The organism is Magnetovibrio blakemorei, assembly GCF_001746755.1.
Taxonomy (GTDB): domain Bacteria; phylum Pseudomonadota; class Alphaproteobacteria; order Rhodospirillales; family Magnetovibrionaceae; genus Magnetovibrio; species Magnetovibrio blakemorei.
Genome location: NZ_MCGG01000047.1, coordinates 1 through 24,409, shown reverse-complemented (window position 1 = coordinate 24,409; position 24,409 = coordinate 1). Strand labels below are relative to the sequence as shown.

The 24,409-nt window shown below is 53.5% G+C and carries 20 protein-coding genes and 2 pseudogenes; 18 read left to right on the top strand and 4 right to left on the bottom strand.

Annotated features, from left to right (window positions below; genetic code table 11):
• The first annotated feature begins 69 nt into the window (after positions 1-69).
• Positions 70-936 (top strand): tyrosine-type recombinase/integrase, encoded by an 867-nt coding sequence (locus tag BEN30_RS12530; protein WP_069958670.1) that lies wholly within the window; start codon positions 70-72, stop codon positions 934-936.
• A 44-nt stretch (positions 937-980) separates the two neighbouring features.
• A pseudogene (locus BEN30_RS12525) lies at positions 981-1,175 on the top strand (transposase); the annotation flags it as partial.
• A 264-nt stretch (positions 1,176-1,439) separates the two neighbouring features.
• Here BEN30_RS12525 and BEN30_RS18685 read toward each other — a convergent pair.
• The gene (locus tag BEN30_RS18685) at positions 1,440-6,596 is read right to left on the bottom strand and encodes a cadherin-like domain-containing protein (protein ID WP_069958669.1); all 5,157 of its coding nucleotides are present in this window, start codon (positions 6,594-6,596) and stop codon (positions 1,440-1,442) included.
• Positions 6,597-7,070: 474 nt separating this feature from the next.
• Between BEN30_RS18685 and BEN30_RS12515 the strand changes: the two genes are divergently transcribed.
• From BEN30_RS12515 to BEN30_RS12480, 9 genes and pseudogenes are all read left to right on the top strand, one after another.
• Positions 7,071-7,478 carry a DUF2946 family protein gene (locus BEN30_RS12515; RefSeq protein ID WP_139135020.1) on the top strand — a complete coding sequence of 136 codons (408 nt, stop codon included), beginning with the start codon at positions 7,071-7,073 and terminating at the stop codon, positions 7,476-7,478.
• Positions 7,479-7,616: 138 nt separating this feature from the next.
• Positions 7,617-9,689 carry a TonB-dependent receptor gene (locus BEN30_RS12510; protein WP_139135019.1) on the top strand — a complete coding sequence of 691 codons (2,073 nt, stop codon included), beginning with the start codon at positions 7,617-7,619 and terminating at the stop codon, positions 9,687-9,689.
• Positions 9,689-10,957: a sialidase family protein gene (locus tag BEN30_RS12505; protein WP_069958667.1), complete on the top strand. Its 1,269-nt coding sequence runs from the start codon at positions 9,689-9,691 to the stop codon at positions 10,955-10,957. The genes BEN30_RS12510 and BEN30_RS12505 overlap by 1 nt, the downstream gene beginning before the upstream one ends.
• Positions 10,954-11,433 (top strand): TlpA family protein disulfide reductase, encoded by a 480-nt coding sequence (locus BEN30_RS12500; RefSeq protein WP_084005506.1) that lies wholly within the window; start codon positions 10,954-10,956, stop codon positions 11,431-11,433. Before BEN30_RS12505 ends, BEN30_RS12500 begins: the two co-directional genes overlap by 4 nt.
• Positions 11,418-12,149, top strand: a complete 732-nt coding sequence (locus tag BEN30_RS12495; protein ID WP_139135018.1) for an energy transducer TonB — start codon at positions 11,418-11,420, stop codon at positions 12,147-12,149. Before BEN30_RS12500 ends, BEN30_RS12495 begins: the two co-directional genes overlap by 16 nt.
• A gap of 12 nt (positions 12,150-12,161) precedes the next feature.
• Positions 12,162-12,752, top strand: a complete 591-nt coding sequence (locus tag BEN30_RS12490; protein WP_069958665.1) for a MotA/TolQ/ExbB proton channel family protein — start codon at positions 12,162-12,164, stop codon at positions 12,750-12,752.
• A gap of 1 nt (position 12,753) precedes the next feature.
• Positions 12,754-13,161 carry an ExbD/TolR family protein gene (locus BEN30_RS12485; RefSeq protein WP_069958664.1) on the top strand — a complete coding sequence of 136 codons (408 nt, stop codon included), beginning with the start codon at positions 12,754-12,756 and terminating at the stop codon, positions 13,159-13,161.
• A 172-nt stretch (positions 13,162-13,333) separates the two neighbouring features.
• A pseudogene (locus BEN30_RS19235) lies at positions 13,334-13,624 on the top strand (4Fe-4S dicluster domain-containing protein); the annotation flags it as partial.
• A gap of 114 nt (positions 13,625-13,738) precedes the next feature.
• Positions 13,739-14,647: a (Fe-S)-binding protein gene (locus BEN30_RS12480; protein ID WP_245649051.1), complete on the top strand. Its 909-nt coding sequence runs from the start codon at positions 13,739-13,741 to the stop codon at positions 14,645-14,647.
• Between the two features lie 33 nt (positions 14,648-14,680).
• On the opposite strand, the gene BEN30_RS12475 is transcribed toward BEN30_RS12480, so the two are convergent.
• Both BEN30_RS12475 and BEN30_RS12470 read right to left on the bottom strand, forming a co-directional pair.
• On the bottom strand, positions 14,681-14,860 hold the full coding sequence (locus BEN30_RS12475; RefSeq protein ID WP_170827054.1) for a hypothetical protein: 180 nt from the start codon (positions 14,858-14,860) through the stop codon (positions 14,681-14,683).
• Between the two features lie 297 nt (positions 14,861-15,157).
• Complete coding sequence (locus tag BEN30_RS12470) at positions 15,158-15,367, bottom strand: cold-shock protein (RefSeq protein WP_069958661.1); 210 nt, start codon at positions 15,365-15,367, stop codon at positions 15,158-15,160.
• A 352-nt stretch (positions 15,368-15,719) separates the two neighbouring features.
• Between BEN30_RS12470 and BEN30_RS12465 the strand changes: the two genes are divergently transcribed.
• From BEN30_RS12465 to BEN30_RS12430, 7 genes are all read left to right on the top strand, one after another.
• A complete protein-coding gene (locus tag BEN30_RS12465) occupies positions 15,720-16,442 on the top strand; it encodes a 2OG-Fe(II) oxygenase (protein ID WP_170827053.1) in 723 nt (240 codons plus the stop codon).
• Between the two features lie 205 nt (positions 16,443-16,647).
• Positions 16,648-18,798, top strand: coding sequence for an HAD family hydrolase (locus BEN30_RS12460; protein WP_069958676.1), 2,151 nt, complete (start codon positions 16,648-16,650; stop codon positions 18,796-18,798).
• Positions 18,795-19,628: an HAD-IIB family hydrolase gene (locus BEN30_RS12455; protein WP_069958660.1), complete on the top strand. Its 834-nt coding sequence runs from the start codon at positions 18,795-18,797 to the stop codon at positions 19,626-19,628. Before BEN30_RS12460 ends, BEN30_RS12455 begins: the two co-directional genes overlap by 4 nt.
• Entirely contained in the window at positions 19,625-20,536 is a 912-nt protein-coding gene (locus BEN30_RS12450) for a PfkB family carbohydrate kinase (protein WP_069958659.1), read from the top strand. The genes BEN30_RS12455 and BEN30_RS12450 overlap by 4 nt, the downstream gene beginning before the upstream one ends.
• Positions 20,529-22,484 carry an alpha-amylase family glycosyl hydrolase gene (locus BEN30_RS12445; RefSeq protein WP_069958658.1) on the top strand — a complete coding sequence of 652 codons (1,956 nt, stop codon included), beginning with the start codon at positions 20,529-20,531 and terminating at the stop codon, positions 22,482-22,484. The genes BEN30_RS12450 and BEN30_RS12445 overlap by 8 nt, the downstream gene beginning before the upstream one ends.
• 22 nt (positions 22,485-22,506) lie before the next feature.
• Positions 22,507-23,334, top strand: coding sequence for a UTP--glucose-1-phosphate uridylyltransferase GalU (gene galU, locus BEN30_RS12440; protein WP_069958657.1), 828 nt, complete (start codon positions 22,507-22,509; stop codon positions 23,332-23,334).
• Between the two features lie 352 nt (positions 23,335-23,686).
• The gene (locus BEN30_RS12430; RefSeq protein ID WP_069958655.1) at positions 23,687-24,160 is read left to right on the top strand and encodes a hypothetical protein; all 474 of its coding nucleotides are present in this window, start codon (positions 23,687-23,689) and stop codon (positions 24,158-24,160) included.
• Between the two features lie 26 nt (positions 24,161-24,186).
• Here the strand turns inward: BEN30_RS12430 and BEN30_RS12425 are convergent.
• On the bottom strand, positions 24,187-24,409 hold a 223-nt coding region (locus BEN30_RS12425), incomplete at its 5' end, for a hypothetical protein (protein ID WP_211563400.1).

The window sequence follows — 24,409 nt, the reverse complement described above, 5'->3', positions numbered from 1 at the left end:
CGCCTCAACGCCTCAAAACCCTTCAAAAATCCAGTTGGTCACAATCTGGTCACACTGAAGGTCAAAACGATGGCAACAATCCGAAAACACCGTGGCAAATGGCAAGCGCTGATCCGGCGCAAAGGGTGCCCCGAACTCTCTCGCACATTCACAAAGAAAGCAGATGCCGCGTCCTGGGCGCGTCAGCTCGAGAACGAAGCTGAGACGCGCGGACTGCCGCACAATCTGAAAGAGCTCGATACTCTCAGCTTAGGCGATGTGATCCAGCGCTATCGCGACACCATCACCGTTCACAAGCGTGGTCGCCAGACGGAAGAAACGCGCATTCGATGCGTATTACGTCAAAAAATAGCGAAAACCCAACTCGCAAACCTCAGTCCAGCACTGTTTTGCACCTACCGTGATCAACGTCTTCGATATGCTAGCCCAGATACCGTTCGGCGTGAGCTATCAACGCTACAGCACGTTCTGAAAATCGCCCGACAAGAATGGGGCATTCCCCTTCCGTCAAATCCAGTTCAGGACGTTCGAAAACCGCCCGCCGGACGGCCTCGGGAACGACGTTTGGAGCCCGGCGAATTCGATGCCTTGATAAAAGCCTGCAAAATCTGCCGAAACCCTTTGATTGAGCCCATTGTTCGCATAGCAACGGAAACAGGAATGCGACGAAGTGAGATATTGAACGTTCTCTGGATTGACGTTGACCTCGCAGCTCGGACACTTCACATCCCACTTACAAAGAATGGGCACCCTCGAACCATCCCGCTGACGACACGAGCTACAGAGCTTCTGAGCGCCCTCAAGAACGACGACGCAAGACAATCCTTTCCCATGACTACAAATGCCTTCAGGTGTGCCAGGAAGCGCGTGCAAAGCCGCTCAGAGCTGGTCTGTCTGACGTCAGCGCCTATGGGACAATTTGAAGTGATTGCATAACGGAGGATTTTTGGCTCATCGTAGTGACCCGTAGGGAAACGCAGATGAGACAAAAATCCATGAGCACGAAAGACGCCGCCGAGAAAACCGTTCGCGACATCCGGCGCAAGACCCGCAAGCAATATTCTGCTGAAGAAAAAATCCGTATCGTCCTTGAAGGCCTGCGCGGCGAGGAGAGCATCGCCGCCTTGTGCCGCCGGGAGGGCATCGCGGAAAGCCTGTATTACAGTTGGTCGAAAAACTCCATACCACCCCGAGGGTGCATTGGGGAGCAGGTCAAAACCACAACAGAGCTAACTTATGAATGAGGACAGTTCGGGGAGCAGGTCAAGAAGAATAAACTCTCTGGAACTGTACGTGGAACCTCGACACATGCAAGTTTGAATCTGATTTACGTCCTGCTTCAGCGTCCTTACACCTTCCCATGCATACCGCGTGCATTTGGTGCGCATCTTCAACATTGCCGATGTATTCGAAGCCCGAACAACGCCAGATCATGCCTATCAGACAAACGTAAAGTCAGAGGAATCCAAATTGCCAATATCGACGTTGGTAAGGGTGATGCCCATATCAGCGGTGCCATCGCCATCTGTATCAATCTCGAGAAGTTTGGACCCGTCATCAAAGCGAGCTTCCGTGTTGCTGTTGCCGCCGGTGAACGCGGTGGCGCTGGAACCAAGCCACGCAAATGTGCCGGTCAACAGTCCCATCAGATTGATGACATCGACGCTGGTCGAGGATGTGCCTGCATCAAAATTGGTGATGATGTCGCCGCTGCCGACAGTGGTTTCCGTCAGGGCCGAGTAGGCAAAAATATCGGTCCCAGTTCCCCCCGTTAATGTATCCTGACCGTCGCCGCCGACGACGGTGTTGTTGCCATTGCCAAGAACGATATAGTTATCATCGGCGCTGCCGATAATCATCTGCCCGCTGTCGTCGCCACTGATGGCAGAAATATTGGTAAGGATATCGGTTGAAAAATCAAAGGCACCGGTACCGGACAACGCAATTGAATCGTTGCCGCCATTGCCAAGGATGAACAGGGAACCGGCAGAGGCCAGGGTGTTGGCATCAATGGTCAACACCGTTGTATCGTCCACATCCCAGTCGAGCATGATGGCCTCGATGCCGGACCCGACGATGAGGTTGGTTAAGTTCATGCCATCATCAGACCCGATCACATCATTTCCAGCGGTGCTTCCGTTGACGGTGGTGGATGTGGTGAACGATGTAGCGCTGTTCAGATGCAGCACGTCCTGACCGTTATCGTCGGTGTCGATATTGATGATTTCGATGCTGGAAACTGCAGAGCCTTTCAGGTCTACACTCTGGATGCTGGAGATAACATCAGAACCTGATCCACCGTAGATGGTTTCAAAGCCATAGATCTCTTCGACCTCATTGCCTCCGTCGGCCAAGTTCAGCGTATCAACACCCAGTTCACCACTAAACGACGCCTTATCCGACAGGGTGAATGTGTTCAGCAGGGTGATGACATCATCACCGTTGCCGCCGATGATGTCTTCAACATTGGTAAAGCTGTTGGTGTTGCCGCCGTCGGCCAGCTTCACCGTATCGATGCCCGCACCCAAATCGACGGTCAGGGTGTCGTTGATGGTGTTGCCCATCAACACCAAGTCCCTGGCGTCACCGCCGGTGATGGTCTCAATCTCAGTTATCTTGACAAAATTTGTGTCTATGGACGTGCCGCCCAGGATAACCGCATCCGTACCGCCCAATCCATTAATGTCGAGCAGAGCGTCGCCAGGGGTGATGTTGAAGGTGTTGTTGCCCGCATCACCGGTCAGGGAGGTATACCCCAGTTTGATGCCCATTGCGTCGAAACGCTGCGTATAAATGTCGTCATTTCCAGCGGTGGTGGAATTCCAACTGACAACAAAGCCGCCATCGGGCGTCGCCACCACGCTGGGTTGGGATTGAATGCCCGCTGTTGTGGTGTTGACGGTGAAACTGACGCCTACGGGATCGCCGATTACGTCGTAGATTTGAGCCATAATATCAAAATCGCCGGACGTTGCCTCGTTGGTCCAGGTGACGACAAAACCGCCATTCTCCAGTGCGGTAATTGCGGTGTCGTTGTAAGCTGAGATCGCATTGAGGCTGCCGACCGTGATTATGCTACCTTTGACGGTACCCGTTTCGTCATAGCATTGCACAAAAATGTCGAAGGTGGTGGTAGGCGATGCGGTCGAAGTGGTGCCGCTGAGCCACGCGATGGCGAAGCCACCATCGTCCAAGCTGGTCAAACTGTGGCCGAGTTCCACAAGCGCTCCATTGTTTTGGACCAGAAGTTCACCCGACATATATTGAACCGCTGTGCCATCGTATTTAACAATGCGCGCGTACACGCCCGTGTCGGGGGCATTGACTTGGCTCGATATCCACGAGACGACGACGTTGCCGTTGTTCAAGGTCGCTGAGCGCGGAAACAGCTGATCGGCGGTCGTCACCGCGTTGATGGCAAACGGGTTGGTCAACGCCGTGCCTGTGGAATCAAAGAACCGGCCATAGATGCCCGAGGCGTCGCCATCGGTGGAAACATAGGTGGCGAGAAAACCGTCGTTGTAAGTCTGGGTAATGCTGGCCTGATCGGCGTCTGCGGTGTTTAGCGTAATCGTGGCGCCAACCTGTGCATCGTTTACGTCGTAAAGGTTTGCATACACATTCAATCCGTTTGTCCACGACACGCCATAGCCACCGTTGTCGAATGCCTCGATATCGTACCACGTGTTGGCCAACGCAGAGGAGGTGATCTGGGTTTCACCACCGACAGGCGTACCCGCAGCATCGTAACGTTGCATAAAGACCTGCGACGTGTCGGCGTCGTACCACGACACGATGGAACCACCGTCGTTTAAATCTGTGGATTTTGAAACCGTTTGATTGCCCGTCGTCGTCGTGTTGACCAAACGTTCCCCCGACAGGTTGGCAACGGTGATGTCGCCATCTGAGAAGCTTATGGTTTCAATGCTGGTGAGGATGTCGATACCGTCGCTGCCTACGGTGTCGAACATGATCAAGGTGCCGTCTTCGGCAAAGCTCATGGTGTAATTTGCCATTGCGCCAGAAAGTATTGCCGTGTCCGTTCCCGCGCCGCCATCGATGAAGTCATCGCCCTCCCCACCGGTTATTGTGTCTGACCCCAAATCGCCCGACACAAAATCATTCTCCATGCTACCTACAATCACGTCATCACCGGTCGTTCCGGCAATCGTAAGGAAGTCAACTATGGTCAACGTAAACGTTTGCTCTGCTGTGGTGATGTCGTTATCGGTTACGGTGTAGATAAACATGTCTGTTGAAGACTGTGATCCATCTTGCACATACTTGACGTTGCCCGCATCGACATCGGCCTGGGTGAAGGTGTCATCTGCCACCAAAGCCTCGTTATTCAACATCACAGAACCCGCAGTCGGAACGGACACGATGGAGTAGATGAGGGAAGAATCTATGTTGTCCACGTCCGTCGCGTTGAGGTGGCTGGTTTGAAAAATTATGGTGCCGCCCACAAGCAAGGTATCGCCTTTGGTGCCGCCCGCGACGGGCTCATCGTTGACACCTGTCACTTCAACGGTGACGGTGCCGGTCGCGGTCAGTCCGCCACTGTCGGTGGCGATGTAGGTGAAGGTGTCGGTGCCAAAATAATCGACTTCCGGGATGTAGGTGTAGGTGCCGTCGCTGTCCATCGTGACCATGGCGTGCGCGGCGTTGTAGGTGCCGAGGCTATAGGTGATCGTGCCGCCTTCAGGGTCTGCGGCTGTGACGGTGCCGGAAATGGGATTTCTGTCATCTTCGATGGTTGTGTTGCTTGTGTCTTCGGCCTCAGGGGCCTGGTTGGCAGCCGGGGTGTTGTCTTCAGCGGCTTTTGCAGCGGCGGCATCAGCAGCCGCTTGGGCATCGGCAACCGCTTGAGCTTCGGCTTGGGCGGCAGCTTCCGCTTTGGCCGCCGCCGCGGCAGCTTCCGCTTGGGCTTGGGCTTCCGCTTCGGCAGCAGCAGCAGCCTCTGCTTCCGCTAGGGCTTCAGCCACCGCTTGGGCCGCAGCGGCCAGGGCATCAGCTTCAGCGGCGGCAGCGGCGGCGGCGGCGGCATCTGTTTGTCCCGTACCATCGTTTCCATCGTTGTTTTGAGTGTCGCTGGCGTTGGCCTTTTGCGCGGTGTCCGCTGTATCGGCTTTTTGTGCCGTGGCCGCCGCGTCAGCCTCGGCCTTTTGCGCGGTTTCAAACGCCTTGGTCTGCGTTGCCTCTGCCGATTTGGCCAAGGTGTTAAATTGTTGCGCCTGTTCCGCCTGGGCGACAGCGGCTTGGGCTTCGGCCGCTTTCGTTTCCGCAGCGGCGGTTTTGGCTTGGGCTTCGGCCTGAGCCTTGGCGGCTTCGGCGGCTTGCGCTTCGGCCTGGGCTTTTGCAGCTTCGGCTTGGGCCTTGGCTTCGGCGGCTTTGGCTTCGGCGGCATCAGCTTTGGCTTTAGCTTCCGGGTCGCCCGAGGCTTCGGCTTCGGCTTTGGCAGCGGCGGCTTCGGCTTCGGCCGCCGCGGCATCGGCTTCGGCCTGGGCGGCCTCCGCGTCGGCTTGTTGAGCAGCCTCGTCAGCTTTTTGCGCCGTCTCGCCAGCCTGCTTAGCCTCGGCATCAGCCTGTTTGGCTTCGGCACTTTTTGCATCGGCGGCAACTGCAGCACGCGAGGCATCGGCTTCGGCTTTTTGCGCCACCACCTTGACCAGTTTGGTCAGCGTCGCACCAAAACTTTTTTGGATCGCGGCTTGGGACAAAACCACCACCGTCGAGGGCGCGCCATTGGCGCTGAACACCGTCGTCGTGGCCCCGGCGCTGTTCAGCACGATGCTGCCGCCGCCTGTGTTGATGACGATTTCGCCTACCTTGCCGTCCACGTCGGGAACCAAGGTGATCTTGTTTTCCGCCCCCTCCGCCGCCGCATTGCCCAACACCGTAGAGCCGCGAATGCCGATCGTGGTGGTCGGGGTGCTGACGACCATGCCATCGGGTGACGTCTTCGCCACTTGGCCGCTGACGAACGAGAATACGCCTTGCACCACTTCGGCTTTGAACACCCCGGTTTGCGCGCTGGCGTCATAGACCATTTCGTCCAAGACCATGCGACCGTCTTCGGCCAGCGAAAACACCGTATCATCAACAAAAATGACACTGACGCTGGCCCCGGCTGCGGTCTGCAAAACGTCGCCCTGAAACACAGAACCACCGGTCAGCAATGTTTCTTGCGTACCATCGGGGTGGGTAACGGTGACTTGGCCTTCGGCTTCATTGACTTGACCGATGGGCACGCCCAGGCCAGCGTCTTGCTGTGTCGTGGGCGCGCCAAAACCCAACTGCGCGACTTGACCCGGAGCAACCGGCCCGGCCAGGGTCGTCACCAACTTGGCCGACAGCACCGCGCCGTCAGAGGTGATCAGGGCCGGAGGTGTTTCCGCCATAAAAAAATCGGGAGCCAAATATTGGCTCCCGCTCGGTGTTTGGATCAAAAGGTCTGGGCCGTTGCGAACGAAGTCCGCACGCAGAAAATTCTCCCCGGACGGCAACAAGAGATTGCCCTGAGAATTTATTGCATCAAGCGGGTGAGCATGAACGAATGCGCCATCTTGAAAAGTGGATATCATGTCGTTTTTCACGAAAAAAACCTAATTTACAGCGCTGTGCCAAGTCAATGCCTTCAATTACCCTTAATTGCGTATGGCTATACTGATACATCAATTAAAACTGGATGTTAAGACCAATTCCACCTCATATCGGTCTGAATATAGGTTAGGAACAATTCTCACCACGCCACATCTTGATGCCAAACCGTGCTCATTATATCCACAGTGCACTTCAGTCATAGTGTTTTGGCCTTAAAAGGACGGGCCGTTGTATTTTTAGCATAAAGCAAGACCTTCTCTGCAGCTTTGAATGTATTGCAAATTGGCCGCATCTCTTTGCTAAATAACAAAATCAAATACACGCCTCCTATCATGTTATTTTTTAAGTATCAAAGACTTGCAATATCAAAATTCCGTATTTAGTTTTGCATACGCGGATAATACTGGACCCTGAGCTACGAGAATCGCAAAAGCGATCCGATCAGGTTCCCAGGGGGGACGATGCCGATGGGGCTTTTTGCCCATAAATGCCAAGCTGCACACATAGCGCGCCGTAAGTTAACGGCGTGGGTGGCTGTTGTTGCATTTATTTTTCAGATGCTTGTACCGGTTGGTCAAGCGCTGGCGTTCGATGCCGATCAAGGCACCGAATTTCAGTACGTCTGTACCGTCACGGGCATCAAACAGATCTCCATTAATCAGGCCAGCGATCCTGTCAATCCTGATAAAACGGTGTCGTGCCCATTTTGCCTGATGCACTACGAGCCCACATTGTTCGTGCCGCAGCAAAACGACATCTTCATTCTCGATATGCCTGTTGAGCACGCTGCGTTTGGTCTGCCCTTGCAGCAGTTCCAAGTCAGCATTTGGCGCGGTTCCCTGCGCCCATCACGCGCCCCACCCTCCATCGTTTGATCCATATCTCGCACAAAGTTTGCAGCGTTCGCATTTGAACGATCTCTGTCTTTGCGCGTCCAATCCGAATCAAACGATCTAAATTTATATAAATTACGTAAGGGGGCGTGCCTCAAATTCGGCGCGTACAATGAAAAAATGCTTACAAAAACCTGGATGCCGGGCAAAACCGCTATTGTCTTAAACTCACTCCTGTTGACCACGACTGCGGCATTTCCGCTGCTGGCACAAGATGCCCTGCCTGAACTCACCGTGACCGGCACCCGCGAGGCGCAACTAAAATCAGAAACGCCCGCATCGGTTGGCACCATCAGCGGTGCCGACATCCAAAATGTAAAGCCGACCCACCCGACCGAAGTATTCAATCGGATTGCGGGCGCGCATGTCGCCGTGACCAATGGCGAAGGACACACAATGGCGCTACGCCAACCCATGACGACATCACCGGTTTATCTCTATCTCGAAGACGGTATTCCGACACGCTCGACCGGTTTTTTCAATCACAACGCCCTCTATGAAATTAACGTTCCCCAAGCTGGCGGCATTGAGGTTTTAAAAGGACCAGGCTCTGCCTTGCAGGGCAGTGACGCCATTGGTGGCGTCATCAACGTGCTGACCCGCGAGCCGTCTGCCACACCCGAAACGGAAGCTTCACTTGAAGTGGGTTCATTTGGATACATGCGCGCTCTTGGATCGTACAGCACGGGTTGGGAGGACGATGCTGTGCGCGCGAGCGTTAATTTGAATCGTACAGACGGCTGGCGAGATTCCACCGCTTACGACCGGCAAGCGACAACTGCACGGTGGGACCACTTCATGAACAATGGCGGTATGGTCAAAACCACCATATCGGCATCAAACATTAATCAGCAAACTGCGGGCTCGTCGCGGCTCTATCGAGCGGATTATGAAACCAGTCCAAAGACCAACTACACACCGATTTCGTTTCGCAAGGTCAAAGCGGTGCGCCTGTCTTCAAATTATGAACTGGAAGACGGCAACAGCTTACTCAGCGTGACCCCTTACCTGCGCTGGAATTCCATGAACATGTTGCCCAACTGGTCTTTGGGATACGACAAGACTGTCTATACCACTGGGCATTCCTCGTTGGGCATGACGGGAAAATATCGCCTTGACTTCAAACCATACCGTTCCCGTCTGGTGTTCGGTGCCGATGCCGACTACAGTCCCGGCAGTCGTGATGAAAAGAGCATCACCACCACCAAGGTCGGCAACGTCTACACCGACTACGCCGAAGCTGATCAGACCTATAAATATGATGTGACCTTCATGTCCGTTTCGCCCTATGTGCACGGCGAAATATCACCGACAGACAAACTGCGTCTGACCGGCGGTTTACGTGCGGATGGCATGCGATATGTCTATGACAACGATCTGTCGGTTTCGACCACGGGCAACTACCGCCGCGCCCCCGACAACACGGTGAATTTCCTGCACTTTAGCCCGAAACTGGGCGCGACCTATGCGTTTACGCCCAATTTCAACGGCTTTGCATCGTACCGCCACGCGTTCCGCGCGCCGAGTGAGGGTACACTGTTTCGTTCCGGCAAGACTGCCGACACGATGCATTTAGATGCGGTCAAGATCGATAGTTATGAAATTGGTGTACGTGGATCAGCGCTGGCTGGCCTGAACTACGAGTTTACCGCCTATACCATGACCAAGCGAGACGACATCGTCACCTACACGGACGGCACCGGATACCGGTCCAATACCAATGCAGGAAAGACCTTGCACCAAGGCGGAGAGGCGACACTCGACTATCGGTTCGACAAAGAGCTGAAGCTGAACTTGGCATCATCGTATTCCAAGCACACTTACGAAGAATGGAGCGCTACCGCCGGGGTTATTTACGACGGCAAGGAAATGCCTTCAGCACCACGCTGGCTAAACAGCGCTGTATTGAGCTATAGCCCAGTGGCCTTGCCGGGGGCGTCCGCCGAGTTGGAGTGGGTACACATGGGCACCTACTTTATGGATAACGAAAACACCACCAAATACGACGGCCATCATCTTTTCAATCTGCGCGGCACGTATCAACTTAACGATACCGTGAAGCTTTTTGGTCGGGCGATGAACTTGGCCGACAAGCGTCACGCCACGGCTACCAGTTACACCGCCACGAAAGGTGAAGAATTTGCACCGGGTATGCCGCGGACTTTCTTCGTTGGGGTTGAGGCCACATTTTGATGAAAAAACTTTGTTGCACCATCGTCACCACCGCCGCCCTAATGGGGGGCGGTGGCATCGCGAATGCTCAACATGCTGACCACGCGGGACGGAGCAACACCGATACCGCCCGGCCTGCGCAATGCCTGCTGCCGGATGCGCAACCGTCCTTGCTGTGCGCCGAAGTTCCCACTTCGACTTTCGACGCGCAAGGGCATCTGTGGGTGGCTTGGACCCAGGGTGAACATGTCTATGTCGCTAAGTCGAATGACGGCGGCGTGAGCATCTCATCTTCTGCACGCGTGACGGTCACCCCACTTCCTGTTGAGAAGAACGGCGAGAACCGTCCCAAGGTGGCGGCAGCACCCAATGGTGATCTTTATGTCTCGTTCATCGCCAAGGGAGAAAGAAAATTTACCGGAGTCGTTTATTTCAGCCGCTCCCTTGATGGTGGCAAGACGTTCTCCGCCCCCATTCCGGTCAGTGACGAAGCCGTTTCCAGCAGCCAGCGGTTCGAGGCCCTTAAGGTCGGTCAGGATGGGCGTATCTTTATGGCTTGGCTTGACAAGCGTGACCTATTTACCGCGCAAAAAACGAAAACGCCCTATCGGGGGTCGGCGATGTATTTCGCCATTTCCGATGATCGAGGGGCCAGCTTCCATGCCAACGTGAATGGCGCGGATCACAGTTGCGAATGCTGCCGCGTCGCCATGGACATCGGTCCAGATGACCGACCAGTAATCGTGTGGCGGCATGTGTTTGAACCCAGCATTCGCGACCACGCCGTGATGAAACTCAATGCCGATGGCAGCCCCGGCAAGGTCGTTCGGCTGAGCGAAGACCAGTGGGATCTGGAAGGCTGTCCGCACCATGGCCCGTGGATATCCATCAGTGAGAGCGGCGTTCAGCATGTAACTTGGTTTACCGACGGAAAAGCACGCCAGGGGATCTTTTACGCCCGCTCAGAAGACGGTGGGCAAACCTTTTCCGCGCCCATGACATTCGGTAACGCAGACCAACAAGCTGGGCATCCTTCAGTGCTGGCGGTGGGCAAGCGGGTTTTCCTGACGTGGAAAGAGTTTTCCGGCAAGCACGATGAACTTTACGTTATGACCTCGCCGGATGGTGGTCGCTCCTGGTCCTCGCCGTTGCGTGTGGCAGCGACGCAGGACAGCTCGGACCATCCGTTCCTGCTCACAGACGGTCAATGGCTCTATGCCTCCTGGGCGACCGAAATTGAAGGGCTACGCCTATTTAAGGTAGCCCCGCTTGGCGAAGGGGCGCGATGATGCTAGATCGGCTTGTATTCTCCCTCGTGTTGATTGCTGGCACCATGTGGTTGCCCGCAGCCCATGCCACCGAGTTACGCCCCTTCACGCGGGGAAGCTTTGCCGATATTTTAGCCGCCAATGTGGGCAAGCCTTTAGTGGTCAACTTCTGGTCCGTTACCTGTGCGCCGTGTTTATCCGAAATGCCCCAATGGCGCACTTTGGCGCAGGACCATGCCGAAATCAGTTTGGTTCTGGTATCAACCGACTCTTTCGATGATCAGGCGCGTATTCAGCAGGTTCTGAAACGTTATGACATTACCTCGCTTGAATCTTGGGTGTTCGCCGAGGCGCACAAAACCCGCTTGCGCTACGACATCGACAAAGCGTGGCGAGGAGAACTTCCACGCACTTATCTCATTGGTGCAAACGGAAAGATTGAGGCGCGATCTGGCGTCATTCCTCTCGATGACCTAAACGCGTGGCTGGAACCGTAATGATGGCGAGGACACTCAGCAATCCAGCACAGCTAACCCTGGCGACAGCAATGGCGTTCATGCTGCACGGGGCGACCGCGTGGGGCTTGCTTGGGTTGAACGACACCTCCTATACGCCGCCCAACCCAAACGCCGGGTTTGAGGTCGTGGACCTGTCGGCTTTCGGTGCGCCGTCCGTGCCGGAACCCGAACCTGTTGCAGAAAAGCCGGTCGAAGAGGTTAAATCCGAACCACTTGTTGAACCCGTTATCGAGCCCGAACCCACAGTGGTGGAAGAGCCCGCACCCATACCGCTTCCCGTGCCTGTAGCGAAGCCCGTGGTGAAGCCACAACCTGTTCAAAAGCCAGCGCCGAAACCGGTGCAAAAGGCGCAACCGATACCGCCACCGAAACAACAGATGGCAACACCAGCCGGCAATCAAAATGCTTTTGTGCCACCGTCAAGCAACGCCGCATATTTGCACAATCCCAAACCGGCGTACCCTGTCCAGGCTCAACGCCGAAATTTGGAGGGCGTGGTGGTGGTGGCGGTCGAAGTTTCAGAGGCAGGCGAGCCCTTGTCCATAACGATCAAAAAGAGCAGCGGTTTTATGTTGCTTGATAAGGCCGCGCTAAAAGCTGTCCGCGTTTGGCGCTTTGCCCCCGCAACACGCGGTGGACGCGCCGTTTCTGCACAGGTAGACGTGCCCATCCGCTTTTCTTTAAACGATGCTTGATCTGGAGATCACATGGAAACTGCAAATATGGAACTGTTCACATGGTGGGCCGATGCTGATGGAATTGTGCGCGGTGTTTTTATCGCGCTGATCATCATGTCGGTGCTCAGTTGGACCATCATGCTGTTTAAAGCTTGGCAACTCGCTTTGGCCTATAGAGCGGAACGCGCATTCGACGGAACCGGAACACCCTCGTTCAACACACCTTCGGCACACATCGCAAGAGGGCTTTTGGGGGTGTCTAAGGATGATCGTGAAGCCCTTGCCGGGGCGCTGGCACGCGAAAGTCGATTGGATTTTGAAGGCGGTCTGACGCTGCTCGCGACCATTGGCAACACCGCCCCCTTCATCGGTCTGTTTGGCACCGTGTGGGGGATCATGCATGCCTTGCAAGGCCTCAATGGGGCGGAAGCGCTCAGTATGGACTTGATCGCCGGACCCGTCGCCGAAGCCTTGGTGGCGACGGCTGCGGGCCTGTTCACCGCGATCCCGGCAGTGGTTGGCTATAACCTGTTGCTGCGTCAATTGCGCCGTTTGTTCGGCGCGGTGGACAGCAATGCGGTACGCCTTCTGTCCATCTTACAAACATCGGGAGTGTCGTAAAATGGCAGGTGGCGTATCCGGTGGCGATCCCGACCAGCCGATGAGTGAGATCAACGTCACACCCTTGGTCGATGTGATGTTGGTCTTGTTGGTGATTTTTATCGTCGCGGCCCCCTTAATGGCAGAGGCTTTGCGCGTTGATCTGCCCAAGGCACAATCAGAGCCGATGACAGAACCTCGCGTCACCACACTGGAAGTGATGTCCGATGGCTCATTGTTGCTGGATGGGGAAAAAGTTGCAGACAGCTTGATCCCCGCACGTTTAAAAACCATTTCCCATGAAGATTCAGAGCGCGTGCTCAAACTCGGTGGTGACGGTGCCGTACCCTATCAGCGCATCGCCGAAGTTCTCGCCATGGCCAAACAAAGCGGCATCACCCGCATCGCCTTTGCCACCCAATCCCCATAACATGCGAACCTTGATGGTGTCGACTTTGCGACAAACCCTGATATCCAGTGTGTGCCCACAAGGCCAGAAAATACTCATTCCATTGTAAGTATTCACTAAAATAGCATCCTGTTCGGTCGGCGTGCATCTTGCATGAAGGTGTTCATGTCTATCTTGAAGGTGCCGTCCATTGATGAATCACGATTTTGAAGATTACGCGCAGGGTTTTCGTTTCGACTCTTTTTCCGGTGATAGCTTCGATGCTTCTTTAGCGTATATCCCTGAAGCCATCGACTGCCAAAGGTGCGGATATTGCCTCCGCGGTTGCCCGACTTACAAAGTTAAGGCAGAGGAAAACTATAGCCCGCGTGGCCGGATCCGATTGATAGAAAGACTCATCAGAAAGAACGAAGTTCTCAATGACGACGAACTGGTTGCGCTGAAAAGCTGCACGCTGTGCCGGGCCTGCGAAACGGTCTGCCCGTCAAAGATGGATTTTAATGAGCTGTACCGTCAGGCTCTGATAGCCAGCACGTCTCGGCCCCGAAAGGGTCTGGCGCATACATTTATGCTTTCGATATTTGTGGAGCGACGGCCTTTGCCACGCTTTCTCAACGCCTTGATCCACACGTATCAGAAAAGCGGCATGTCGCGACTTGTCCAGAAATTACCGGGCTCATGGCCCATTGACGGGTTTAAGCAGTTGAGTGCTCTGCTGCCCGTTCCTTATATCTCAAAGACCGTTCCCCATCACGCGAAAGCGTTGCCCCCCGTGCATCACGGCGATGTGGTGCTGTTCACCGGCTGTGTGGCGAAGGTCTTGGACACCCAAACGCACACCGCGACCATCAAGTTGCTCACCCGCCTGGGTTATGGCGTGCGAACCTTGGCCCAGCAAACCTGCTGCGGGGCCATGCATGCCCATGACGGCGATGTTGAGCGCGCCAAAGGCCTGGCCCGAACGAACATCAACGCCTTTTCCCAAAGCGGCGCCTGCGCCGTCCTCTACAATTCCAGTGGCTGTGGGGCTTTTCTCAGCGAATACGATACGCTCCTCAACGATGAAAAAAGCGATGCCCCCTCAGCACCGCCGCCGCCCATCATCGACATCTTGGATTTTTTGCTTGAAGAGGGTCAGATCGGTAAGTTGTCGTTTCAGGGCCTCAAGACAAAAGTGGCCGTGCACGAACCTTGCAGCCAGCGCAATGTTTTGAAGTCACAAGACCTCATCTACACCGCTTTGGCTCAGATCCCCGATTTGGACATCGTCGCTCTTGCCAACAACGCCATGTGTTGTGGCGCGGGTGGCACGCAAATGATGACCCAGCCCGAGCTGGCTTCACCATTGAGAGACGAAAAGGTACAAGCGCTGTTGGACAGTGAGGCTGAAATTCTGCTCAGCACCAATCTCACCTGCGCCCTGCATCTTGCGCAGGGCGTACGTGAGACAGGTCGCAATATTTTGGCCATGCATCCTGTGACGCTTCTGGCGCAGCAAATGATTTAAAGCACCACCGCTGCACCCTGAAGTGAATTTGGCTCAAGACACCTGAATGCTTGCGACCTTGCCGTAGTTTTCGCTGATCAGCGATTGCGCATGGTGAACCATCTTTTGATTTTCCACACCGCGAATGGTGAAGGTGTGCAGTCCATTGCTAAGGGCATGGGTCACAAAATTGTGCAGACCGTAGGTGATTAAAAACTTGTGTTCGTTACTCATCATATTTCCTTGAAGTACAGCTTCAACGACAAGCGCCTCTAGGCCGTGCCGAGCGCGTCATTTGCTGTGGGTTTTGAAATTCCGAGAAGCCGGGTCGGCTTTTGGGCCGGGGGCTCAGTCATTAGACGACGGCGCTAAAGCGCCGTCACTCGGCAGGGGGGTAATTTCGGATTTTGACCGTTCATTTGCGTTCAAAATCATACGGGAGATTTCTCTCCCAAAATACGTTAGCGATCGTTTGTCATCAGTTCGGTGGCAACCGCCTCCAGCCGAAGCCAGAGGCGGTGCGCCGTATACTTAAGCGACGAGCTTCAAATCTTCAGCAGAAGATTTTCCGTTCTGTCCAGCCTGAAGCTCATAAGAGACCTTCTGACCTTCGTTCAGCGTACCCAATCCGGCGCGTTCAACGGCCGAAATGTGAACAAAAGCGTCGTTCGATCCATCTTCGGGCTCAATGAAGCCAAAACCTTTGGTGGGGTTGAACCATTTTACAGTACCAGTAGCCATTGTTATTTTTTCCTTCTAACAGGCGTCACAATTTCGCGCCCCACACAATGCGGTGGCGCGGTTTATTTACGATCACAATGTCAGAGAATAACTAAGCTAAGCAGCGTACCGATTATTTAGGTAAGCCATAACAGATGTAAAACGTATGCCGTGTATTTATAGGCGAGCCCCCCAAAAGTCAAGAGTCTCGTAAATACAAAGCAAAAATAAGGTCAATGATAATGTCCTGAATTGTGTTTTTTATGCCCCCAAAACGCGCACAAAAAAGACCTTTTGAACATTAAAAGCTAAATTACGGGATAAACTATTTTCTTACTTTCCAAAATCGTTTCGTTTTTGATGCTTTATTGTTTTGAATAAATATTTTTTAGACATCACTATTGTATATCCACGCCTCCAAAATGGGCGTATAGCCGAGAGACGCACAATAGGTGCGGGTCAGATATCGGGCCGAAAAATCGAACAGTCCCTCATCCCCGACAGCGCGGCGATTGCGGCACGTCCTGCTTACCCAGGTGGTGGCCACCCGCTTCAGTTTTGGGTTGTCGTTGAAAATGCCTTTCACCCGGCGGAATGTACCCAACTCACAGATGCCAGAACGGGCCTGGATGCTGCAGACGGAATTCTGGTGGCTGGGCGTTCCAATCAAAACATCCGCCAATCCGCTTTGGTCTGGTTGCCGGAAAGCGAAGATCTGGCTTGGGTGGATGCCCGCACAACACGGCTTTTTGCAGACGCCAATCGTCAGCTCTTTGGCTGTGTCTTAGATGGTTTTGAAGAACAATCTCAATTGGCCGCCTATGGTCCCGGTCAACATTACGATTGGCACATCGACCGTGGGCAGGGTCACATTGCGTCACGGCGCAAGCTCACCCTTTCCGTTCAACTGTCCAAGGCTGATGCTTACGTCGGTGGGGAGCTGGAAATCAACGCGGATGGCTATCCCTTTGCAGCCCCACGGGACCAAGGCACCGCCATAATTTTTGCGGCCACAACCCTGCACCGTGTAAAACCCGTCATCAGCGGCCTGCGCCATTCTCTGGTCGTGTGGGCGCACGGCCCAAGTTTCGTTTAGCACACACAAGCCATTCGCACGCCCGTCGTGAGTCTTTATTTCACACACGTTCGGCGACGTGAATAAAATTTGTCACCACCCTTAATCTACAGATTTTTTATGCTACACTCGATTCACGGGAATCGCAGTCCTCTTGCGCTTCCCAAAATATCGCGTGACCAGCCAATTGATACGGCCCCAAAAGCACAATCGAAAGGCATTCTCCATGACGCCCTGTCTCTCAGATCTTTACATTGTCCTGATCAGTCCCCACGGTTTGATCCGAGGTGAAGAACTTGAGTTGGGACGAGACGCCGACACCGGCGGACAGACAAAATATGTGGTTGAGCTGGCGCGCGCTTTGGCTGAGCGGCCGGAAGTCTGGCGCGTTGATTTGCTGACCCGAAAAATTGATGATCCGCACGTGAGTTCGGATTATGCCCAGCCCATCGAACACCTTTCTGACAAAGCCCGCATCGTACGCATCGAATGCGGTGAGCCGGGCTATATGCCCAAAGAGCAACTCTGGGACTCTCTGGAAACTTTTTCCGACAACGCCCTGGCTTACATCCATGAACAACCGCGCGTGCCGAATATCATTCACAGCCACTATGCCGATGCGGGCCAGATTGGCACGCAACTTTCCAACTTGCTGGGGGTTCCGTTGGTGCACACGGGCCATTCACTCGGCCGCAGCAAGCGCAAACGGCTGTTGGCCAGTGGCACGCCCAGACAAGAAATCGAAACGACCTATAACATGAGCCGGCGTATTGACGCCGAAGAACGCACGCTGGGTGCGGCCTCTCGGGTGGTGGTGAGCACCAATCAAGAGATTGAGTCTCAATATGCCATTTACGATTATTATCAACCCAACCAGATGCGCGTTGTGCCACCCGGAACGGATCTTGAAAAATTTTTTCCACCCGTCGGCACTGAGCCTGAAAGCGATATTGCAAAGCAGGTGGCGCGCTTTTTAAGCCTTCCCCAAAAGCCGATTGTTTTGGCGTTATCAAGGCCGGATCCGCGAAAAAACATCACCACTTTGGTTGAAGCCTATGGCAAATCCGCACGACTTCAAGAGATGGCAAATTTGGTGATTGTGGCTGGTAACCGTGACGACATCAGCGAAATGGATGCAGGAGCGCAGGAAGTTCTAACCAGCATCTTGATGACCATCGACCAATACGACCTTTACGGAAAAGTCGCCATTCCCAAACATCACAAAGCGGAAGAAGTGCCGGAGCTGTTTAGACTGGCGGCCTTGTCCAAGGGCGTGTTTATCAACCCGGCCCTGACCGAACCGTTTGGATTAACGCTGATTGAGGCCGCTGCCTGTGGACTACCGATTGTGGCGACCGAGGATGGCGGGCCGATCGACATCATCGGCAATTGCAACAATGGCCTGCTGGTAGACCCGCTCGACGTTGAGGCCATTGCAGATTCTTTGATCGAGGTCCTTGGAAACAGCCCCAAATGGGACAGATTTGCCGCCAACGGCATCAAGGGCGTGCGTCAGTTCTATTCTTGGCAGGCGCATGTGGAACAATATCTGGACGTCATCCGTCCGCTGATTGAACAAACCGAACCGATCAAGCGCATGGAACTGAGCCGCCGATCCGTGATCTATCGCGACGCCGCCATCATCACCGATTTGGATCAAAATTTACTAGGAGACTCTGAGGCGCTGAGCACATTCCTCGACATGATGAAAGAGCATCGCAAAGAAGTCAGCTTTGGCATCGCCACAGGACGCAATCTGGAAAGCGCCTTAAGTGTAATGCGCAAATATAAAATTCCACGTCCCGACGTCTTGATCACCAGTTTGGGTACGGGCATTTTCTATGTGCCCAACTTAACCAAGGACACCGCATGGGCCCGTCACATCAACAACAATTGGAACCGCAGTGACCTGATCACCATTTTGGCCGACATGCCGGGGCTCAAGTTACAACCGAAAGAACACCAGTCGCCTCATAAACTGAGTTACTTCATCGATCCAACCATTGCGCCCGACATTCAAGATATCAACCGCCACCTGTTGCAACACGAACAAACCGTCAATGTGATTTTCTCTCACGGCCAGTTTCTCGACATCATTCCGCACCGGGCATCGAAGGGCTATGCTTTGCGTTGGGCGGCCGAACAGTTGGACATTCGCCTTGAAAACCTTTTGGTCGCGGGTGGTTCCGGCGCCGATGAGGACATGATGCGCGGCAACATGCGCGCCGTTGTGGTTGGCAATCGTCATGACGAAGAGCTGTCCGAACTGGCCGAAGTTGACAAAATTTACTTCGCCAAACACAGCTATGCGGCAGGCATTATAGAAGCCATTGAGCACTATGATTTTTTCAACACCAAGCAAAAGACGTCCGCATGAATAAACTGTTGTTGTGCACCGATTTGGATCGCACCTTGATTCCCAACGGTTCGCATCCGGAATCTCCCCAGGCTCGAGCGTTGTTTTCGCAACTTGTGAACAGCGGTCTGGTGACGCTGGTCTATGTGTCGGGGCGTGATTTATCTTTGATCCAACACGCCATCAAAGCGTACCACTTGCCGTTGCCCGATTATGCCATCGCCGATGTCGGATCGACCATCTACCACCAAGAAGCCAACACATCCTGGCAGCGCTGGGCGTCATGGGATGAAGAAATTGACGTCGATTGGCAAGGTCTTTCCATTGAGGACCTGCACAGCCTGATATCCGATATTGACGGGCTTCATCGCCAAGAACCGGAAAAACAGGCGCTCCACAAACTCAGCTATTACGTTGAATTGGGGCATGATCATCAACGCCTGATTTCCCATATTGAGATACGTCTGAAAGCCAAAGCCATTCACGCCAATTTGATTTGGAGCCTGGACGAAATCCGCAACATTGGCTTGCTGGATATCTTGCCCCTGAGCGCCAACAAACTGCACGCCATCACGTTTTTGATGAACCAAGAAGGGTATGCTATAACCGACACCGTATTTTCCGGCGACAGCGGTAATGATCTGGATGTGTTGCTCAGCCCCATTCCGTCTGTGCTTGTCGCCAATGCCGACGATGAAGTGCGCGCCGCCGCCAAAGGGGCTTCGCCCGACACGCTGTATATTGCCAATGGTTCTTTTTTGAATATGAACGGTTGTTACAGCGCCGGAATTCTGGAAGGCATCGCGCACTATAGACCCGAATTTGTTCCCGTCCTTAAAGGTTTTCAATGACCGAAGTACCGACCATGCGACCCTTGATTTTCGGCGAAGTTCTGTTTGATCACTTCCCCGACGGCACCACCGTGTTGGGTGGGGCACCGTTCAATGTCGCCTGGCATCTTCACGCCTTTGGCCTCAAGCCGCTGATGATCTCTCGCGTTGGCAATGACGAACGGGGACGCTTGGTGAAAGCGGCGATGCAAAACTGGGGCATGGACCTTAGCGGCTTGCAAACAGATGCCGTCCATCCGACCGGAACTGTTCAAGTGCAATTTATAGAGGGCGAGCCGTCCTATGAGATCGTCGACAAGGTGGCCTATGATTTCATCCAAGCGGATGAACTGCCTGCTCTGAACGGTCCATGGCTGCTCTATCACGGCTCTTTGGCGCTGCGCCACGAAGCCTCAGCAACAACACTTTCTGCACTTAAAAAGAACCGCGAAAGCCCGATTTTTGTCGACATCAATTTGCGTCGACCGTGGTGGAACAAAGACCAGGTCTTGAGCCTCATCGACGGGGCGTCTTGGATAAAACTCAACACCGCTGAACTTGGTGAAATATATCCTCAAACCGTAGACCAGGAAGAGCGGGTTCAAAATCTTGCTAAGCTTGTCTCACAACAGATCATCTTAACCGGGGGCGAACACGGTGCCACGGCCCTTTCGACCACCAACAACAACCGCGTTTCCGTGGTGCCGGAAACGACCTCGCCGATCATCGATACGGTTGGCGCCGGTGATTCGTTTTGCAGCATTTTGCTGGCCGGACAGTTGCTCGGCTGGCCCTTGGAAGTTACCATGAAACGGGCACAAGCCTTTGCCAGCGCGATTGTCGGCATCCGTGGCGCGACCACCCAAGACTTAGACTTTTACCGACACTTTACCCGTGACTGGGGCCTCAAGGATATTGCCGATGTATGAACAGGTTTCTCATTCGTTGTTGAATGATATTTTGCTCAAGCTTGATCCGGAAATCGTCAAGCAACCTAAAATGCGCTATTTTTATACGCGCCTGGGGGCAAATTTCTATGCCATTCATGGCCTGTTCCACTGGCTTTATGGAACCCACCCCGATTTCAAAGCACACATGCAGAAACTGGTCGAAACCATGGCGCGGCAATACATTGCCCGTCCCGACCGTCTTCAAGATACGGACCTAGCACGGGAAAAAGATCACAACTGGTTTCTCAGCCAGCAGTGGGTCGGCATGGCGCTTTACAGCGACGGCTTTGCCGATAACCTCCAAGGCCTGAAAGGCAAACTTCATTATCTCCAGGAACTGGGCATCAACATGGTTCATGTGATGCCGGTTTTGGATTGTCCGCCGGGGCGAAGCGATGGCGGCTATGCGGTGCGCGATTTTCACAAGATCGACAGTCGCATCGGTACCCTGGATGATATGGATGAACTGGCTGCGTCCATGCACAAACGCGACATGCTGCTGACGCTTGATGTGGTGCTCAACCATACCTCCGACGAACACGAATGGGCCCGGCGTGCAGCCGCGGGAGAACAAGAATTTCAAGATTATTATTACGTTTTTGACGACCGTGAAATGCCCGACATGTTTGAAGAAACGATGATCGAGATTTTCCCCCAGACCTCCCCCGGAAACTTCACCTGGAGTGATGAGATGGGCAAATGGGTAATGACGTCTTTTAACAACTACCAATGGGATTTGAATTACAGCAACCCTTCGGTGCTCATCGAGATGCTCGATATCATTCTCTTTTGGGCCAATCATGGCGCTGACATTGTGCGTCTCGACGCGGTTGCCTTTTTGTGGAAAAAAATCGGTAGCACCTGCCAAAATGAACGTGAAGCCCATCTCATTTTACAACTGCTCAAAGACTGTTGTCAGGTGGCGGCGCCAGGGGTGTTGTTCATTGCCGAAGCCATCGTCGCCCCGGTGGAAATTGCCAAGTATTTTGGTGAAGATGCAGTCAACGCCAAAGAATGTGAAATCGCCTACAACGCCACCTTCATGGCCCTGCTCTGGGATGCCATCGCGACCAAAAAGACCGAGTTGCTCAATAGGGGCATCCGGAGCATTCCCGACAAGCTCGAACGCGCGACGTGGCTCAACTATATTCGCTGCCATGATGACATTGGTTTGGGTTTTGACGATATCGACATCGTCAACTCGGGTTACGAACCAAGCGCCCACCGCCGTTTTCTCGTCGATTATTTCACCGGCAACTTTGATGATTCCCCCGCCCGCGGCGAACCGTTCGGTCACAATGAAAAGACTGGCGATGCGCGGATTTCAGGAACCTTGGCATCTCTGGTGGGCTTAGAAAGTGCGCTCGAATCCGGCGAAGAGCACGCCATCGACAATTCCATCAATGCGATCTTGTTGCTGCACAGCATGGTTCTATCTTTCGGTGGCATTCCGTTACTCTATTACGGCGATGAAATCGGAACCCTTAACGACTACACCTATCAAGAGGCCGAGGGCAAAAACCTCGACAGTCGGTGGCTGCATCGTTCCGCGATTGATTGGCAAAAGGCCGACAGACGAAATCAATCGGGCAGCGTTGAATACCGGATCTTCACGGCTTTGAAAAAGATGATTGCCATTCGCAAAGAAACCCCCGCTTTTGCCGACTTCAACAATCGTGAACTGCTTGATGTGGACAACCCTCATTTGCTGGCCTTTTCGCGTTTTGACCCTCAACATTCATCATCGCGCATTTTGGTGATCGGTAATTTTGACACCTCCCCCCAACACCTCAACATTCACCTTCTCCAGCACTTAGGTTTTTTTAAACACGGCAACATCCGAGACATCAGCACCGGAGAAAGCCCACCGATTTTTAACGATCAACTGGCCATCCCGGCTTACGGCTTCTATTGGCTGAGTGAGTAAATTTCTTTTTTAGGACAACGTTATGAAGATCAAAAAATGTCTGTTCCCCGTGGCGGGCTATGGTACGCGCTTTTTGCCCGCGACCAAGGCTCAACCCAAAGAGATGCTGCCCATTCTGACCAAGCCGTTGATTCAATACGGCGTTGAAGAAGCCGCCGAGGCAGGCCTCAAGGAAATTGCCTTTGTCACCGGCCGCAACAAGCGCGCCATTGAAGATCACTTTGACATCACTTACGAATTGGAAGACCAGATCAGAGGCACCAGCCGCGAGGAGCGCCTGGATTCCATTCGCGGTCTGATTAAGGAATGCACCTACACCTACACCCGACAAATTGAAATGCGCGGCCTCGGCGATGCCATTCTCACAGGCAATGCGATCATCAACAATGAGCCTTTCGGCGTAATTTTGGCCGATGACCTGTGTGTCGGCGAAGAGGGCATCATGACCCAGATGCTCAAGGTCTACGATAAATACAAGTGTTGCGTGGTCGCCGTAGAAGAAGTGCCGCTTGATGAAGTCAATCGATACGGCATCATCAGCGGCCAAGCCCTTGACGAACGCCACACCCAGGTGGAAACCATGGTGGAAAAGCCAACTCCGGACCAAGCCCCATCGAATCTCGCCATCATCGGACGCTACATTCTGACGCCTGAAATTTTCGACGTCCTGCGCACCACCAAACCCGGTGCCGGCGGCGAAGTGCAAATCACCGACGCCCTGCAAACCCTCGCCCACCAAGGCAAAGTCATCGCCTATCGCTTTCAGGGCCGTCGCTTTGACTGCGGCAGCATCGATGGCTTCGTCGAAGCCACCAATTTCTTCTACGAGCGGATGAAACAGGGGAAATAAACTTCTTTACCCCTGACTGTCTAATGTCCGCGATTGGTGTTCGCGGAAAAAAAGCTGGAATGGATCATTGCGGACGGCACGGACAATTTGTTCAAGAGCCTACACGCCCGCAATATTCTCGACGGCACCGAGCTCAATGAGCCCGCCATAGACGCGCTGCAACCCTGTACAGGTTTCGCCGCGTTAAGCTGTTCTCATGCAACCGCAAGCCGTGCTAGTCTTTTGGGCGAACCGCAAAAGGACGAGACAAGAGCCTTCTCACGCCCGACGATTATACGGAGGCTCTCAAGGCCAAGCGCACTTTAAATCTGTCGCGAAGTCGATCTACTGAACGGAAAGAGGAACACGAAGCATGATAACACGGAACATGATGGCCTTCATTTTTGCTTGTGCAATCTTAGTTTGGGGTACGATTCCTGCTACAGCAGGCGGCAATGCAAAAACAACCCCAAAGGTTGATATCCCAAATGCAGAAGAGCTGATCAAACATTGTTGGGATATTTCCAAGGAAAAACGTGCAGAAATTTATGAAAAGTCGTGGCGTGAAGGCCATCTAGATACGGCCTTATGCTTGGAACAGGCTATTATTGATAATGCTTCTATCCTGATCTACGAGGGCTTTTATTCACGGGAGAAAATAGAATCTGAAATTCGGTTAGTCGGAAAAACGTACGGCAACTTCTATTCAGCCATGTATAACGAAAATAAAGCATGTTCGCCAAGTTGCGGAACCATCCGGCACACATGGCACATATCAAAAATATCAAAACTCTACGAAAGCATTCTTGAGGACATAATTGCCCTGCGTGTTGAGCATGGACTGTAACGTCTACAATCCATGCTCAACTTCGCTTATTGCATCAGAAAGCTTTTTGCCCGTGGTATCCAGCCTGGATTGAATTTATGTGCTGGTAAGGAACGCATGTACTGTATGCGTTTTTCAACAATTCGATTGTTGACCTCCTTAATTTTACCTTCGCGTACCGCACGTTCTACAGCGCCCCGAGTTTGACTGCCGACAACTCCGTCATAACTGGCATTTCCATCTTTATCCTTCATCTGCAAATCCGTACCT

Coding starts and splice junctions, on each gene's coding strand:
- BEN30_RS12530 (WP_069958670.1), top strand. CDS start 70: ATGGCAACAATCCGAAAACACCGTGGCAAATGGCAAGCGCTGATCCGG.
- BEN30_RS12515 (WP_139135020.1), top strand. CDS start 7,071: ATGGGGCTTTTTGCCCATAAATGCCAAGCTGCACACATAGCGCGCCGT.
- BEN30_RS12510 (WP_139135019.1), top strand. CDS start 7,617: ATGCTTACAAAAACCTGGATGCCGGGCAAAACCGCTATTGTCTTAAAC.
- BEN30_RS12505 (WP_069958667.1), top strand. CDS start 9,689: ATGAAAAAACTTTGTTGCACCATCGTCACCACCGCCGCCCTAATGGGG.
- BEN30_RS12500 (WP_084005506.1), top strand. CDS start 10,954: ATGATGCTAGATCGGCTTGTATTCTCCCTCGTGTTGATTGCTGGCACC.
- BEN30_RS12490 (WP_069958665.1), top strand. CDS start 12,162: ATGGAAACTGCAAATATGGAACTGTTCACATGGTGGGCCGATGCTGAT.
- BEN30_RS12485 (WP_069958664.1), top strand. CDS start 12,754: ATGGCAGGTGGCGTATCCGGTGGCGATCCCGACCAGCCGATGAGTGAG.
- BEN30_RS12475 (WP_170827054.1), bottom strand. CDS start 14,860: ATGAGTAACGAACACAAGTTTTTAATCACCTACGGTCTGCACAATTTT.
- BEN30_RS12470 (WP_069958661.1), bottom strand. CDS start 15,367: ATGGCTACTGGTACTGTAAAATGGTTCAACCCCACCAAAGGTTTTGGC.
- BEN30_RS12460 (WP_069958676.1), top strand. CDS start 16,648: ATGACGCCCTGTCTCTCAGATCTTTACATTGTCCTGATCAGTCCCCAC.
- BEN30_RS12455 (WP_069958660.1), top strand. CDS start 18,795: ATGAATAAACTGTTGTTGTGCACCGATTTGGATCGCACCTTGATTCCC.
- BEN30_RS12450 (WP_069958659.1), top strand. CDS start 19,625: ATGACCGAAGTACCGACCATGCGACCCTTGATTTTCGGCGAAGTTCTG.
- BEN30_RS12445 (WP_069958658.1), top strand. CDS start 20,529: ATGTATGAACAGGTTTCTCATTCGTTGTTGAATGATATTTTGCTCAAG.
- galU (WP_069958657.1), top strand. CDS start 22,507: ATGAAGATCAAAAAATGTCTGTTCCCCGTGGCGGGCTATGGTACGCGC.
- BEN30_RS12430 (WP_069958655.1), top strand. CDS start 23,687: ATGATAACACGGAACATGATGGCCTTCATTTTTGCTTGTGCAATCTTA.